The organism is Bradyrhizobium jicamae (assembly GCF_018130215.1).
In the GTDB taxonomy this organism is placed as follows: Bacteria; Pseudomonadota; Alphaproteobacteria; order Rhizobiales; family Xanthobacteraceae; genus Bradyrhizobium; species Bradyrhizobium jicamae_A.
The window spans coordinates 24,392-38,952 of sequence record NZ_JAFCKQ010000064.1 but is presented as its reverse complement, the minus strand read 5'-3'; the positions used below and the strand labels follow the sequence as shown (position 1 = coordinate 38,952).

The window sequence follows — 14,561 nt, the reverse complement described above, 5'->3', positions numbered from 1 at the left end:
GTCTCTACTGCGCCGATCGGGGTCCAGCCATACTCACCGGGGGTCAGGGGCGCGCTGCCAAACATCACCTCGGGACCTGTCCCGGTGCTTTTGCCGTCGAGAAAATAATTGTCCCCGAGCTGGACCAGATCGGTCGTCGCGGATGTCCCGATCAGAACGGTGGCAATCGTTCCTGCGAAGCCGTGCTGGTTTCCGCTGCCATCGTTGTAGAATCCGGAGATCACGCCATCGTCGTTGATGCCGACGATGTCGGTTTCGGTTGCTCCGGGAACGTCGACGGTCCCGACGACGCCGCCCTTGTCGATAAAGCCATGAACGTTGCTGCTGCCATCGACATAATATCCGACGATCTCGCCGCCGGAATTGACGGCTGAAACGCCGACGCTGGTCGCGCCGGCAATGTTGATCCTGGAGATGATGCCGTTGCTGTCGACAAACCCCCAGGTGTTGTTGGAACTGTCCTGGTAGTTTCCGACGATCTCGCCGGTATCGCTGATGCCGACCACGCTGGTGGAAATCGATCCCGCCGGATCGAATGTCTGTACCGTGCCGCCATTGTCAGCGAAACCATGCGCGACATTAGCCGCGTCGGTGTAGGTGCCGACGATCGTGCCGGCAGCGCTGATGCCGGCGACGGAGGTGCTGTTGGCGCCGGGAACGTCGACCGGCGTAAAGACGCCGTTGTTTTCGAAAAAGCCGTGAACGCCGTTCTCGGCGTCGGCGTAGCTGCCGTAGATCAACCCGACACTGTTCACACCGGAGACGGTAGTGCTGTTGGCAAGCAAGACGTCGACCTTCGTGACGACGCCGTTGCTCTCGACGAAGCCGTGTTGCCTGTTTTCGTAGTCCACGTAGTCGCCGAAGATCTCGCCGCCGGAGGTGATGCCGACGATGTCGGTGTTGCTCGATCCGGGTGGATCGGAGGGCGTGCCGTTGCTGCCTGTGGCGACGAAGCCGTAGAAGGTGCCGTCGCCGTCGCCGTCGACGCTGCCGTAGTTTCCAACCGCCTCGCCGGCGGCATCGACGCCGTCGACGGAAATGTATTGATAGGGTTCCACCGGAGCGGGAACGTCGATTCTTGTGAAGCTGGAATTTGTCATGGCCCCGATTGGTGGCGCCGCCATATTCCGGGGTTCAGGGATCCGGGGCCGAACCACGCGGCCAAAGGATTAAACTTTTGAAAGGCTTCTTGAGTTGCGGCGATGTGCGCGAGGCGATCGCCTTGGCCCTGACGCTGCGTTCATGCGTCGAGGCGCGACCGAACAACAAACAAATTTTCTTGTGCGCGTCGTTGTGATCTGGATCACGGCAACACACGCACGGCGAGTATTAGTGTCAAAAGCAAGCAGAGATCGCCCGCGACCTCTTGCGACATCAGCTGGCGCCACGACACGTTCGCGGCTCGCCAGGTCCCACCAGGAGAAACCTACTCCGAGGAGAAAAGCGTCATGACTAACATCTGGATTCGTTCCGCGACCAACTTCTTCGCATTCCTGCGCATGGACACCTCCAGGGTGACCAGCTTCAACGGGGCCGGAAGCGGCACCGTCAATTGTCAGTTCTATGGACCGGGAAGTGAGCCGGTCACTGCGCCGGGCAATGACGAAGTTTTCCTGTTCGTACCACTCTCTGACACGGCCTTTGCGCTCAGATCGACCGTTTCGGCTCATGCGTATCTGCGGATGGACGGGTCGAGCGTGACGGAATTCAACCCCGCCGGAAGTGGAACCGTCAACTGCCAGTTCTACGCTCAAGGGACCCAACCGCAGGTTGCGCCCGGAAACGATGAGGTTTTCCAGTTCGTGCCGATACCGAACAGTCCCGTCGTCGCAATCCGCTCCGTCGCCAATCCGACGGCTTATCTTCGGATGAATGCCGCCGGGGTCAACTCGCGGCAGGGCAACGGAAGCGGCATCGTCAATTGCCAGTTCTATGCCCGGGGCACCCACCCGCAATGGGCGCCCGGAAACCTCGAGGTGTTTTACATCTCTGCCGTTCCCACCCTGGCGTGATCGTCCTGACAACGGCGAAAGCTCGGGGTCTGGCAGCGTCTCTTGTTGCGACGCCGACCACCTCGCATGACGGAGGCCGCCGGGAGCCGGCGGCCTTCTGCAACATAGAAACATTTAGAAATATTTCGGCCGGGCCACTACCCACGAATAGTTCGTGTGCGACGGCACGGGTTCCAGTCCAATGTTTGAAGGGCCGGCGCGTAGTAGGGAAATGATGAAATGTCTCAATCAGTTCTGCGGTACTGCTTGAGCCATCCAATGCGGGCCGCCTATGCATTCGCGTCCGACCCGCTTGAGGCAGTGACAGCGTTCCAGGACAGATACATCGCAAGTCGCGAACGGCCCGTACCTCCCGACCTGTACCATGCCGACCTCGCATGGGATTGGCGCATGCATGAAATGCTCGGCGTGTCGGAGCCGTGCTCGGCGGCGACGGAGTTCTGGTCCTTGTGGCCGGACGTCATTGGAGAACTGCAAGCCAAGGGCATTCTGGCAGGTCCCGAAAGCTTCAAGGGCTGGAATGACGGCGATGCCGGATTCCTGCGTGCGATATGGTGTCTCACCCGTCATCTACGACCCAGACATGTGGTTGAAACCGGCGTCGCTCGCGGCATTTCATCGCGTTTTATCCTGGAGGCGCTTGAGCGGAACGGGGCCGGCCATCTATGGAGCATTGACCATCTGCCGCTGGAGCATCGGTGGCACGAACAGATTGGCGTGGCGGTTGGCGACCGATATCCGGATCGCTGGTCCTTTATCAAGGGATCAAGCAAGCGACGGCTACCTGCGATATTTTCCCAACTTGGCCAGATCGACCTTTTTGTTCACGACAGCCTGCACAGTGAGCACAACGTCCGCTTCGAGATAGACCGTGCCTGGGCCGCCCTGAGGCCGGGCGGAGCGATCGTCGTCGATGACATCGATGCCAACTGGGGATTCAAATCCTTTGTGCAGGAGTTCTCCGGTCACCGGTCATTGATTTGCGAGGCTGAGCCACTTCACCCCGACCGGAGGCGCTTCAATAAAAAAGGGATGTTCGGGATTATCCTGAAGGAGCCAACTGCATCGGCAAGCGATAACCAGAGGCCCTTCCGTCCAAATGGAATCGGAACGGAGCTCAGGCTCCTGCTTTGACGCGTTTTCTTCACGCGAACCGGTAGTCGCTCCTCCAAACAAAAACGGCCGCGGTTGCCCGCGGCCATTTTCCGTTTACCTGAGCCGCCTTGCCCCTTACTCCGCCGCCTGCTTGCGCGGCGGATCGAGGGCGCCGGAATCGTGGATCTCGGCGACCTGGTGATCGGAGAAGCCGAGCACCTGGCGCAGGATCTCGTCAGTGTGCTCGCCGAGCAGCGGTGAGCGGAGTACCTCGCTCGGTGAATCCGACAGCTTGATCGGGTTGCCGACCGAGACGTACTTGCCGCGGGTCGGATGATCGACCTCGACCACGGTGCCGGTTGCGCGCAGCGACTGGTCCTCGGCGATCTCCTTCATCGACAGGATCGGGCCGCAGGGGATGTCGTCCTTGTTGAGGATCTCCATCGCCTCGAACTTCGACTTCGTCATCGTCCACTGCTCGATGCGGGCGAAGATCTCGTTGAGGCGCGGCAGACGTGCCGGCGGCTTGGCGTAATCCGGATGGGTCTTCCAGGTCGGCTCGCCGATCACGTCGCAGATCTTCTCCCAGACCGGGGCCTGGGTGATGAAGTAGATGTAGGCGTTCGGGTCGGTCTCCCAGCCCTTGCACTTCAGGATACGGCCGGGCTGGCCGCCGCCGGAATCATTGCCGGCGCGCGGCACGGCATCGCCGAACGGGATGCCTTCGCCGAACTGGCTGTATTCCTTCAGCGGGCCGTGAGCGAGCCGCTGCTGGTCGCGCAGTTTGACGCGCGCGAGGTTGAGCACGCCGTCCTGCATCGCCGCGGTGACGCGCTGGCCCTTGCCGGAATGCGTGCGCTGGTAGAGCGCGGTGACGATGCCGAGCGCGAGATGCAACCCGGTGCCGCTGTCGCCGATCTGCGCGCCGGTGACCAGCGGCAGGCCGTCGCGGAAGCCGGTGGTGGAGGCGGCGCCGCCGGTGCACTGCGCGACGTTCTCGTAGACCTTGCAGTCCTCGTACGGGCCGGGGCCGAAACCCTTGATCGAGGCGACGATCATCTTCGGATTGATGGCCTGGATCTTCTCCCAGGGGAAGCCCATGCGGTCGAGCACGCCGGGGCCGAAATTCTCGACCAGCACGTCGCACTTCCTGATCAGCGCGGTCAGCACCTCCTTGCCCTTCGGGTTCTTGGTGTCGAGCGTGATCGAGCGCTTGTTGTGGTTCAACATGGTGAAATACAGGCTGTCCACGTTCGGGATGTCCTGCAGCTGGCCGCGCGTGATGTCGCCGACGCCGGGGCGCTCGACCTTGATCACGTCGGCGCCGAACCAGGCCAGCAACTGCGTGCAAGTCGGGCCCGATTGAACGTGGGTGAAATCGAGAATGCGAACGCCCTTGAGCGCCTTGGTCATATCGTCTGCTCCGTTACTCTGTCTTGCCCCTGCGCCCGCAGGGAGTGTTGGGTTGAAGGGGGTGACTTATTTCTTCTTTAGAACGCTCTGCGGATTGAGGTTGCCGATGCGGCCGCTCTCCGAGCCGGCGGCGGGATCGATCACTGCGTTGATCAGCGTCGGCTTGCCGGAATCCAGCGCCGCGTTGACGGCGCGCTTCAATTCGTCGGGCGAGGTGGCGTTGAAGCCGACGCCGCCGAAGGCTTCCATCATCTTGTCGTAGCGCGAGCCCTTGACGAACACGGTGGTCGCAGGATCGGCACCCGCGCTGTTCACGTCGGTGCCGCGATAGATGCCGTCATTGTTGAAGATCACGATGCAGATCGGCAGCTTGTAGCGGCAGATGGTCTCGACCTCCATGCCCGAGAAGCCGAAGGCGCTGTCGCCTTCGACCGCGAGCACGGGGTGGCCGGTCTCGATCGCGGCGGCGATCGAATAGCCCATGCCGATGCCCATCACGCCCCAGGTGCCGACGTCGAGCCGCTTGCGCGGCTTGTGCATGTCGACGACGCCACGGGCGAGGTCGAGCGTGTTGGCGCCTTCATTAACGAAGATCGTGTCCGGACGTTCCGAGATGATCGCACGCAGCGCGCCGAGCGCACCGTGATAGTCCATCGGGGAAGCGTTGCTCATCAGCTTCGGTGCCATCTTGGCGACGTTCTCGTCGCGCTTCGCCGTCACCTTGCCGAGCCAGTCGGCAGGCGCAGCCTGCCAGTTCGCGCCCATGCCCTCGAGCAGCGCCGTCACGCAGGAGCCGATATCGCCGACCACGGGGGCGACGATCTCGACGTTGGAATCCATTTCCTTCGGCTCGATGTCGAGCTGGATGAATTTCTTCGGAGCATCACCCCAGGTCTTGCCCTTGCCGTGCGACAGCAGCCAGTTGAGGCGGGCGCCGATCAGCATCACGACGTCGGCCTCCTTCAGCACGGTCGAACGCGCTGCGCCCGCGCATTGCGGATGCAGGTCGGGCAGCAGGCCCTTGGCCATGCTCATCGGCAGGAACGGCACGCCGCTCTTCTCGACGAACGCCTTGATCGCTTCATCGGCCTGCGCATAGGCCGCGCCCTTGCCGAGGATGACGAGCGGACGCTTTGCCGCCTTGAGCACGTCGAGCGCGCGCTTGACCGCCGACGGGGCAGGGATCTGCGCCGGCGCCGCATCGATCACCTCGACCAGCGACTTCTCGCCGGCGTCGGCATTCATCACCTGCGAGAACAGTTTTGCGGGGAGGTCGAGATAGACGCCACCCGGACGGCCCGACACCGCAGCGCGGATCGCACGCGCGAGCCCGATGCCGATGTCCTGGGCATGCAGCACGCGGAACGCCGCCTTGCACAGCGGCTTGGCGATCGCGAGCTGGTCCATCTCCTCATAGTCGCCCTGCTGCAGATCGACGATCTCGCGCTCGGAGGAGCCGGAGATCAGGATCATCGGGAAGCAGTTGGTGGTGGCATGCGCCAGCGCGGTGAGGCCGTTGAGGAAACCGGGCGCCGACACCGTGAGGCAGACGCCTGGCCGCTTGGTCAGGAAGCCCGCGATCGATGCGGCGTAACCGGCGTTCTGCTCGTGGCGGAACGACAGCACGCGAATGCCCGCCGCCTGGGCCATGCGGCCCAGGTCCGTGATCGGGATCCCCGGCACACCGTAGATGGTGTTGATACCGTTGAGCTTGAGCGCATCGATGACGAGATGGAAGCCGTCCGTCAGCTCTTGCTCGGTGCCCGGTACTTCGGACTTCGCGGCGGTATTCAGCATCGGCTTCGTTCTCCCTGATCGTTCTGGTTCAGACGATCTGATCGTCGTCGTGAGGTGGATCTACGTGAATAATTCCTGGCCATGCGCCTCGACATAAGCCGCAAGCCCAAGGGTGTGGTCGCGTGCGCGCTTTTCGGCGAGCTCGGTGTCGCGTGCCTCCAGCGCCTCGATGATCCCGAGATGCTCGGGCAGGGAGGTCGCCGTGCGGTCCTTGCGGCCGATGGTGAGCTGGCGATAGCCGCGCACATGCAGCAGCAGGTCGTTGGTCAGGTCGACCAGCACGGGCGATTCCGAGAGCGAGATCAGCGCCTGGTGGAAGGCGATGTTGGCCTTGGAATATTCCTCGACGTGGTCCTGCGGCAGGCGGTCCTTGCTGAAATCCTTGAAGAAGTCGCGCAGCGCCGTGATGTCCTTCTTGCGCGCGGTGGTCGTGATCAGGCGCGCGGCCATGCTTTCGAGCGCGGCCCAGGCGCGGATCATGTCGACGATCTCGGCCTTGGTGCGGCGGACCACGACGATGCCGCGGCGCGGCACGGTCTTGACGAAGCCGTCCTGTTCGAGCATCGCGATCGCCTCGCGGATCGGCGTGCGGCTGACGCCGAGTCGCTCGGAAAGCGCGCGCTCGTCGAGCATCACCGGTTCCGGCGTCGTATAGATGTCCATCTTCAGGATCGCTTCCTTCAAGGCCTCATAGGCCTTGTTCTTGAAGCTCGTCTCCGGCGCGATCCGGACGATGGCGATGTCAGTGTCAGCCATGTTGAGCGACGCCTTGGTCTGTTTTGGTTCGGGCACGACTCGTCTCCTCCTCTTGGAGACGTCTTCTTAGCAGAAGAAATTATCCTAGTTTTTGGCATGCCAAATACCACGATGTCAAGCTACCCCTGTTTCCCGATGTTTTTGCGCATCGGTTGATCTTGACAATTGCGTTTTTGGCATACCAAATACCACGAAATCTGTCCCAGGAGGAAGCCAATGTCAAATTCTAAGGATGCGGTCCGCAAAGTTCTCGATGCGGTCAAGGCGGACAAGCGCACGAGCCTCACCGCGCCCGAAGGCAAGGTGGTGTGCGACGCCTACGGCATTCCGGTGCCGAAGGAGGGCGTTGCCAGGTCGGCGGCGGAGGCCGCGCGGATCGCCTCCGACATGGGCTTCCCGGTTGTGATGAAGATCGTCTCGCCGGACATTCTGCACAAAACGGAGGCGGGCGGCGTCGTGGTCGGCGTCAAGAGCGCCGCGGAGGCCGAGAAGAGCTACGAGACCATCCTCGCCAACGCCAAGAAGTACAAGGCCGATGCCAAGATCGCGGGCATCCAGGTCCAGCAGATGCTGGGTGGCGGCACCGAGGTCATCATCGGTTCGATCACCGACGGTTCGTTCGGCAAGCTGGTCGCCTTCGGCCTCGGCGGGGTACTGGTGGAAGTGCTGAAGGACATCACCTTCCGCCTCGCACCGGCGACGACGGCAGACGCGCTGTCGATGCTCGACGGCATCCAGGCGCACGAGATGCTGAAGGGCGTGCGCGGCGGCGATCCGGTCAACCGCGAGGCGCTCGCCGACGTGATCGTGAAGGTGTCGCGGCTGGTCAGCGATTTCCCCGAAATCGTCGAGCTCGACCTCAACCCTGTGTTCGCCACCAAGGCCAACGCGATCGCGGCCGACGTCCGCATCGTCGTCGACTTCAACTACAAGCCGCGTCCGGCGCCGCGTCCGACCGAAGAGATCGTCGCGGCGATGAACCGCATCATGCAGCCGAAGGGTGTCGCCGTGATCGGCGCCTCCGCCGAGGACGGCAAGATCGGCAACTCCGTGATGAAGAACCTGATCAACGGCGGCTACAAGGGCGAGATCTACCCGATCCATCCCAAGGCCGACGAGATCCTCGGCTACAAGGCCTACAAGAGCGTCAAGGACGTACCCGGCGTGATCGACACCGCGGTGTTCGCGATCCCGGCCAAATTCGTCGCCGGCGCGCTGGCCGAATGCGGCGAGAAGAAAATCCCCGGTGCGGTGCTGATTCCCTCGGGCTTCGCCGAGGCGGGCGCGCCGGAGCTGCAGGCCGAAATCGTCGAGGTCGGCAAAAAGTACAACATCCGCCTGATGGGACCGAACATCTACGGCTTCTACTATACCCCGGCCAATCTCTGCGCGACCTTCTGCACCGCCTATGACGTCAAGGGCCATGCCGCGCTGTCGTCGCAGTCGGGCGGCATCGGCATGGCGATCATCGGATTCTCGCGCTCGGCCAAGATGGGCGTGTCGGCGATCGTCGGCCTCGGCAACAAGTCCGATATCGACGAGGACGATCTGCTCGCCTTCTTCGAGCAGGACCCCAACACCAACCTGATCGCGCAGCACTGCGAGGATCTGAAGGATGGCCGCGCCTTTGCCGAGGCGGCAAAACGCGTTTCGAAGAAGAAGCCGGTGGTCGTGCTCAAGGCCGGCCGCACCTCGGCCGGCGCCAAGGCAGCCTCGTCGCATACCGGCGCGCTCGCCGGCAACGACAAGATCTATGAGGACGTGTTCAAGCAGTCCGGCGTGATCCGCGCCCGGTCCTTGCGGCAATTGCTCGAATTCGCCCGCGGCGTGCCGGTGCTGCCGACGCCGAAGGGGGAGAACGTCCTGATCATCACCGGCGCCGGCGGCTCCGGCGTGCTGCTGTCCGACTCGGTGGTCGACAACGGCCTGTCGCTGATGCAGATGCCGCCGGATCTCGATGCGGCGTTCCGCAAGTTCATCCCGCCGTTCGGCGCTGCCGGAAATCCTGTGGATATCACCGGCGGCGAGCCGCCGATCACCTATGTCAACACCGTGAAGCTCGGCCTGTCGGACGAGCGCATCCACGCGCTGATCCTCGGCTACTGGCACACCATCGTCACCCCGCCGATGGTGTTCGCCCGCAACATGGTCGAGGTGAAGAAGGAGATGGAGGCCAAGGGCTTTGTGAAGCCGATCGTCGCCTCGCTCGCCGGTGACGTCGAGGTCGAGGAGGCCGCCGAATATCTTTACCAGCACGGCATCCCGGCCTATGCCTATTCGACCGAGCTCCCGGTCGAGGTGCTCGGCGCCAAGTACAAATGGGCGCGCGGCGCGGGCCTGCTCTGATCCGGTCAAGCGTGACTGCCGCTTCGGATCGTCTCCGAAGCGGCATTTTCCACCATGCGGGAAAGTTCGAGGTTGCAGCGCTGCTCGTCTGACAGGTGATGATATGCAGGTCGCGATGAGGAAGAACGTGATCCGCCGCAGGGCCGTCGTGCCGAAGCCCGGTACAAGCCAGGACGCCGAACCGCGCGACGGCGGCGTGCAGTCCGTCGATCGCGCGCTCTCCATCCTCGAGACGCTCGCCGAGGACGACCAGGGCTATCGCCTGAGCGACCTCGCGGTCCGCACCGGGCTGTCGACCTCGACCGTGCACCGCCTGCTGGCGACCCTGGAAGGCCGCCGCTTCGTGCAGTTCAACCGCGCCGATTCGAAATGGCATGTCGGCGCGCGCGCCTTCACCGTCGGCGCAACCTTCGCCCGCCGCCGCAATTTCTCGGCGCAGGCGGTGCCGTATTTGCGCAAGCTGCGCGACCTGACGCGCGAGACCGCCAATCTCGCCGTGGTCGACGACGAGTTCATCATCGTGCTGACCCGCATGGAAAGCCGCGAGATCATGCGCTCGCTGACCAAGGTCGGCGGCCGTGTCGCGATGGTGGCCTCGGGCGTCGGCAAGGCGGTGCTGGCGACCTATTCCGACGAGGACGTCGGCGCCATCATCCAGCATCACGGCATGCCCAGGCTGACCGAGAAATCGATCGTCCGACCGAGCGACCTGTTCAGGGAACTCGAGACGATCCGCCGCCAGGGCTACGCCGTCGACGACGAGGAAGCCTGCATGGGCCTGCGCTGCATCGCAGCCGTGGTCTACAACGACTGTGCCGAGCCGCTCGCCGCGATCTCGGTGTCGGGCATGACCAGCCGCGTGACCGACGACCGCCTGCCGCAACTCGGCCAGGTCGTGCGCGAGGTCGCCGCCGAACTCACGCTGGCGCTGGGCGGCGTGATGCCGCAGGTCAGGGCAGGTTAACGGCCGCGGAAAAATCCGGGCCTATCCGATAATCGGGCCTTAACGCGGAGGCGATTATCTGCCCACCGGCGGCAAGCCTGCCATGCGCCCGGAAGGCGCTGGCGTTGGGGCCGGAGGAGGCGACGACCAGCCATGTCAGTTCAGGACGATTTGGAATTCGCGAGCGACGATCGCGCCCGGGCGGAAATCGGCGCCGCCGTGAGATATCTGCTCAGGGACGCCTCCGGCACCGCGCGTGACGAGATCGTCCACTCGATCACCGAGATGGTGCGCGAGGTGGCGAGCGGGCCGCTTGCGCCCGACATGCCGTCGCAGCCGGCGTCCGTGAGCCGGCTTGTCTACAAGGACTATGTGATCGACGCGTTCAAGCGCGACACCGATCGTTGGCGTGCGACGATCCGCCGCTCGAACGGCAAGAAGATCCGGATCGCGTTTCCGCCGGCGGTGCGCGACGAGGCGACCACGGTGGCCGACGCGATCTCGGCCGAGAAGGCCGTCGAATTCGCCAAGCGCGCGATCGACGGCGGCGAGGTGATCTGATCCGCGCCGCTCCAAGGCGTTCTCGAGCGAAGTGGATATCGGTTCGCGTCAACAAAACGCGCCAAAACGCGAGTCCAGAGCCTCGACATCGGCATGTCGCTTCGTCCATGCTCCGGCGTCGAGGGGCGATGCCCCGATCTTATGATGGGGACCGTCATGCCGTCAGAACTCCGCTCGCCCCGTCTCGCGGTCCTGATCGATGCGGACAACGCCTCTGCACGGATTGCGGACGGCCTGTTCGAGGAGATCGCCAAGATCGGCGAGGCCAGCGTCCGGCGCATCTATGGCGACTTCTCCAATCCGCGCTCCAAGGCCTGGGCCGACATCCTGTCCAAGCACGCCATCATCCCGCAGCAGCAATTCGCCTATACGACCGGCAAGAACGCATCCGACATCACGCTCGTCATCGACGCGATGGACCTGCTGCATAGCGGCCGGTTCGACGGCTTCTGCCTGGTGTCGTCGGACAGCGATTTCACGCGCCTGGCCGCCCGCATCCGCGAGCATGGCATCGACGTGTTCGGATTCGGCGAGCAGAAGACGCCGGAGAGTTTCCGGCAGGCCTGCCGGAGGTTCGTCTACACCGAGAACTTGCGCGGCGGCACGGTCAGCACGCCGGGCGCCGTAGCCTCGGGACCGAAATCGCTGCAGCCGCACGACGCCGCTGCTCCCATCATCAAGAAGGTCATCACCCAGATGGAAAGCGAGGACGGCTGGGTGACGCTCGGCGAACTGGGGCGGCATCTCGCCAATCTGGCCTCGGACTTCGATCCGCGCACCTTCGGTTTCCGCAAGCTGAGCGACCTCGTGCGGAAGACCAATGCGTTCGAGATCGATCAGGCCAAGGGCGACACAATGCGGATTCGCGTCAAGCCGGCTGCCGCGCCGCCGCCGAAGCGGCGTGCGGCACGAAAACCGCCGGCCGGCAGCCCATGACTGGCGGCATGGCTCGGGCCCGCTTTGGGCATGAAGCGGGCCGTTGGCGCGAAGGCCCGATCCACTAAAGTGATCCCCGAGAGACGGGCGGATGAGTCCGCTACGGACATGGGAGGCATGGATGGGTCGAAGGATCGCGATCGTAGGCGCGGGCGCCGTCGGCGGGTATGCCGGAGCGCATATGGCGCAGGCCAATGAGGACGTCACCTTCATCGACCCCTGGCCCGCGCATGTCGAGCACATGAGAAAGCACGGCCTGCGCGTCACTCACGCCATGGACGTTGCCGAATTCTCGGTTCCCGTGCGAGCGCTGCATGTCACCGACGCGCAGCAGCTGGCAAGGGAGAAGCCGATCGACATCGCCTTCGTCTGCATGAAGTCCTACGACACGGCCTGGGCCACCATGCTGATCCGGCAATATCTCGCGCCCGACGGTTACGTCGTGTCGCTGCAGAACTGCATGAACGAGGAAACCATCGCCGGCATCGTCGGCTGGGGCAAGACCCTCGGCTGCATCGCCAGCAGCATCACCGTCAATTTGCCCGAGCCCGGCCACATCCACCGCGGCGCCGGCAAGGGCGGGGCCGCGCACACCGTGTTCCGCGCCGGCGAGGTGCACGGCCGGATCACGGCGCGTGCGGAAGAGGTTTGCCGCCTGGTCGGATATTCCGACAGCGCCAAGGTCACCGGCAATCTCTGGGGCGAGCGCTGGTCGAAGCTGGTCGCCAACGTCATGGGCAACGGGCTCTCGGCCTGCACCGGTCTGCCGGGCGGCGAGGTTCTGCAAAGCGAGCCGCTGCGGCGTTTCTCGAGCCGGCTCGGCAGCGAGGCGATCCGGGTCGGGCAGGCGCAGGGCTATCAGCTCGAGGAGATCCTGCATTTGCCGCCCGAGACGATCGCCCGCGCCGGTGAAGGCGACGAGGCGGCGATGCGCGCCTGCGACGAGCAGCGCTTCAAGGATAGTAAGCGCACCTCGTCGGCACAGCGCCCCTCGATGGGCCAGGACATGCAGAAGGGCCGGCGCACCGAGATCGAGTTCCTCAACGGCCTCGTGGTGCGCGAGGGCGAGAAGCTCGGGATGTCGTGCCTGGCCAACGCCGCGCTGACCGATATCGTCAAGCGGGTCGAGCGCGGCGAGCTCAAACCTGATCCGCGGCACATTACAGAGTTGCGGATGAATTGAGCGGCGTGGCCGGCTACCCGCGGATCGCCGCATTGGCCTTTTCGGCGGCGTCGGTCATCGCGATCTTCGCCGGTTTCGCTCCGGAGATCACTTCGTTCACGCCGATCATGAAGGCATCCAGGATCGGCCTCGATTGCGGATGGAACAGGATCGCCTTGGCGCGGTCCACATCGGCATTCTGAAGGTTGGTCAGCGCCGCTTCCGCGGCCTGTGCGCCGAATGCCTTCTTGAAATCCATGCTCGACCACGCCGACATGCGTGTCGTCGCAAGCCCTGCCGCGGCGGTGCGCATCGAAGTCGGCTTGCTGGTCGCCCAAAACAGAAACAGGAAAGCCGCCCGCTTGCGTCGTGATTTGGAATTGATGCACGCCTGCCAGTGCGACATGAATGGCACGGACGTGCGGCCTTCGGGATGTGGAAAGGCGGCAAATTCGGCCTGATCGGCTACGTGGCTCTTTGCCGGATTGGAGATGTCGGTCGCGAAGTTGCTGCTGTCGATTGCCATCGCCGTCTTGGCCTGGAGGAAATCGTCCAGCACGTTGTACCACTCGTAGCCACCGATGCCGGCCGGTCCGGCCTGGCGGAGCAATTGTGCGTAAATCTCGACCGCCGCTATCGCCTCGGGGCCGGCGAAGGCGGCCTTGTTGTCCCTGATCATCGCCCCGCCATAGGAAAACAGGAAGCTCATTGCCGGCACGGACGAATTGCCGCCCGCCCGAGCCCGCATGGCGATCCCGGATATCTCGTTGGTCTTGACGGCCTTGGCAGTGGTGAGCAGCTCCTCGAAGGTCTTGGGGACGGGCAGGTTCCTCGCTGCCAGCGCTTCGCCGTTGATGAACAAGGTCACCGCCTCGGAGGTGATCGGCATGGCGTAGCGTTCGCCATCCCGCCACAACGGAAAGGCACGGGCCGTCTTGAGAAGGTCGCTCTCATCATACCAGCCGAGGTCGCTCAGCGACTTGTCGGCAAAATGAGCGTTCAGCGGCTCGAGCCATCCTCCCGAGATGCCCTGGCCATAGGTCGTGAACATGAAGACGTCGGGCGTATTGTCGCCGCGGTTGAGCTGGATCGGCAGCGCGCCGAGGTACGCGGTCTCCAGCCGGAAGTCGGTCACGACGTTGATGCCGGTAAGCTTGGTGAAATCGGGCAACAGCGGAGCGATCGCATTCGACCAGGGATGGACCGCGCCCGCGAGCGTGATGGTCTGCCCAGCAGCTTGTTTCCAATCGATCGCAGCGTTGGCATACCCAGCGGCGGCATCCTCGGCGAAACCCCGCCGCGGCAGCATCGCAAGCGCCGGCAAGGCCGCCGCCGCGCCGAATCCCTTCACGAAGCTGCGCCGGCTGGCCGCCCCCGAACTGCTCGGCAGCTTTTCATTTGGAGCCATCTGGTTGCTCCTGGCCCTTCACGACATGCAGGTCCGACCGCGACGTCTGGTCCCTTGCGAGGGGACTGACGGGCTCTTCAAAGCCGGTATAATCTGCGCGGCTGAGCGTTCTGGTTCCCGTCTCGCCTGCGC

The 14,561-nt window shown here is 63.8% G+C and carries 12 protein-coding genes; 7 read left to right on the top strand and 5 right to left on the bottom strand.

Annotation, left to right across the window (positions count from 1 at the left end):
• Positions 1-1,100, bottom strand: a 1,100-nt coding sequence (locus JQ586_RS36870; RefSeq protein ID WP_212399554.1) for a hypothetical protein, incomplete at its 3' end; no start/stop codon positions are given.
• A gap of 348 nt (positions 1,101-1,448) precedes the next feature.
• Here JQ586_RS36870 and JQ586_RS36865 point away from each other — a divergent pair.
• Both JQ586_RS36865 and JQ586_RS36860 read left to right on the top strand, forming a co-directional pair.
• Positions 1,449-2,012, top strand: coding sequence for a hypothetical protein (locus tag JQ586_RS36865; protein ID WP_212399553.1), 564 nt, complete (start codon positions 1,449-1,451; stop codon positions 2,010-2,012).
• Positions 2,013-2,402: 390 nt separating this feature from the next.
• Entirely contained in the window at positions 2,403-3,146 is a 744-nt protein-coding gene (locus JQ586_RS36860) for a class I SAM-dependent methyltransferase (RefSeq protein ID WP_212399552.1), read from the top strand.
• A 96-nt stretch (positions 3,147-3,242) separates the two neighbouring features.
• On the opposite strand, the gene frc is transcribed toward JQ586_RS36860, so the two are convergent.
• From frc to JQ586_RS36845, 3 genes are all read right to left on the bottom strand, one after another.
• A complete protein-coding gene (gene frc / locus JQ586_RS36855) occupies positions 3,243-4,520 on the bottom strand; it encodes a formyl-CoA transferase (RefSeq protein WP_212399551.1) in 1,278 nt (425 codons plus the stop codon).
• 66 nt (positions 4,521-4,586) lie between these two features.
• Positions 4,587-6,317: an oxalyl-CoA decarboxylase gene (gene oxc, locus JQ586_RS36850; protein WP_212399550.1), complete on the bottom strand. Its 1,731-nt coding sequence runs from the start codon at positions 6,315-6,317 to the stop codon at positions 4,587-4,589.
• A 60-nt stretch (positions 6,318-6,377) separates the two neighbouring features.
• Complete coding sequence (locus JQ586_RS36845; RefSeq protein ID WP_212399558.1) at positions 6,378-7,073, bottom strand: GntR family transcriptional regulator; 696 nt, start codon at positions 7,071-7,073, stop codon at positions 6,378-6,380.
• A 216-nt stretch (positions 7,074-7,289) separates the two neighbouring features.
• Between JQ586_RS36845 and JQ586_RS36840 the strand changes: the two genes are divergently transcribed.
• From JQ586_RS36840 to JQ586_RS36820, 5 genes are all read left to right on the top strand, one after another.
• Positions 7,290-9,419, top strand: coding sequence for an acetate--CoA ligase family protein (locus JQ586_RS36840; RefSeq protein ID WP_212399549.1), 2,130 nt, complete (start codon positions 7,290-7,292; stop codon positions 9,417-9,419).
• 115 nt (positions 9,420-9,534) lie between these two features.
• A complete protein-coding gene (locus JQ586_RS36835; protein WP_212399557.1) occupies positions 9,535-10,383 on the top strand; it encodes an IclR family transcriptional regulator in 849 nt (282 codons plus the stop codon).
• Positions 10,384-10,515: 132 nt separating this feature from the next.
• Positions 10,516-10,923 (top strand): hypothetical protein, encoded by a 408-nt coding sequence (locus JQ586_RS36830; protein ID WP_212399548.1) that lies wholly within the window; start codon positions 10,516-10,518, stop codon positions 10,921-10,923.
• Between the two features lie 156 nt (positions 10,924-11,079).
• On the top strand, positions 11,080-11,859 hold the full coding sequence (locus tag JQ586_RS36825; protein WP_212399547.1) for an NYN domain-containing protein: 780 nt from the start codon (positions 11,080-11,082) through the stop codon (positions 11,857-11,859).
• 121 nt (positions 11,860-11,980) lie between these two features.
• Entirely contained in the window at positions 11,981-13,042 is a 1,062-nt protein-coding gene (locus JQ586_RS36820) for a ketopantoate reductase family protein (protein WP_212399546.1), read from the top strand.
• A 13-nt stretch (positions 13,043-13,055) separates the two neighbouring features.
• Here JQ586_RS36820 and JQ586_RS36815 read toward each other — a convergent pair whose 3' ends face one another.
• Positions 13,056-14,429, bottom strand: a complete 1,374-nt coding sequence (locus JQ586_RS36815; protein WP_212399545.1) for an ABC transporter substrate-binding protein — start codon at positions 14,427-14,429, stop codon at positions 13,056-13,058.
• Between the last annotated feature and the right edge of the window lie 132 nt (positions 14,430-14,561).

Excerpts from the sequence above, each read along its gene's own strand:
- JQ586_RS36865 (WP_212399553.1), top strand. The coding sequence starts at position 1,449 with ATGACTAACATCTGGATTCGTTCCGCGACCAACTTCTTCGCATTCCTG.
- JQ586_RS36835 (WP_212399557.1), top strand. The coding sequence starts at position 9,535 with ATGAGGAAGAACGTGATCCGCCGCAGGGCCGTCGTGCCGAAGCCCGGT.
- JQ586_RS36830 (WP_212399548.1), top strand. The coding sequence starts at position 10,516 with ATGTCAGTTCAGGACGATTTGGAATTCGCGAGCGACGATCGCGCCCGG.
- JQ586_RS36820 (WP_212399546.1), top strand. The coding sequence starts at position 11,981 with ATGGGTCGAAGGATCGCGATCGTAGGCGCGGGCGCCGTCGGCGGGTAT.
- JQ586_RS36840 (WP_212399549.1), top strand. The coding sequence starts at position 7,290 with ATGTCAAATTCTAAGGATGCGGTCCGCAAAGTTCTCGATGCGGTCAAG.
- JQ586_RS36860 (WP_212399552.1), top strand. The coding sequence starts at position 2,403 with ATGCATGAAATGCTCGGCGTGTCGGAGCCGTGCTCGGCGGCGACGGAG.
- JQ586_RS36825 (WP_212399547.1), top strand. The coding sequence starts at position 11,080 with ATGCCGTCAGAACTCCGCTCGCCCCGTCTCGCGGTCCTGATCGATGCG.
- JQ586_RS36815 (WP_212399545.1), bottom strand. The coding sequence starts at position 14,429 with ATGGCTCCAAATGAAAAGCTGCCGAGCAGTTCGGGGGCGGCCAGCCGG.
- oxc (WP_212399550.1), bottom strand. The coding sequence starts at position 6,317 with ATGCTGAATACCGCCGCGAAGTCCGAAGTACCGGGCACCGAGCAAGAG.
- JQ586_RS36845 (WP_212399558.1), bottom strand. The coding sequence starts at position 7,073 with ATGGCTGACACTGACATCGCCATCGTCCGGATCGCGCCGGAGACGAGC.
- frc (WP_212399551.1), bottom strand. The coding sequence starts at position 4,520 with ATGACCAAGGCGCTCAAGGGCGTTCGCATTCTCGATTTCACCCACGTT.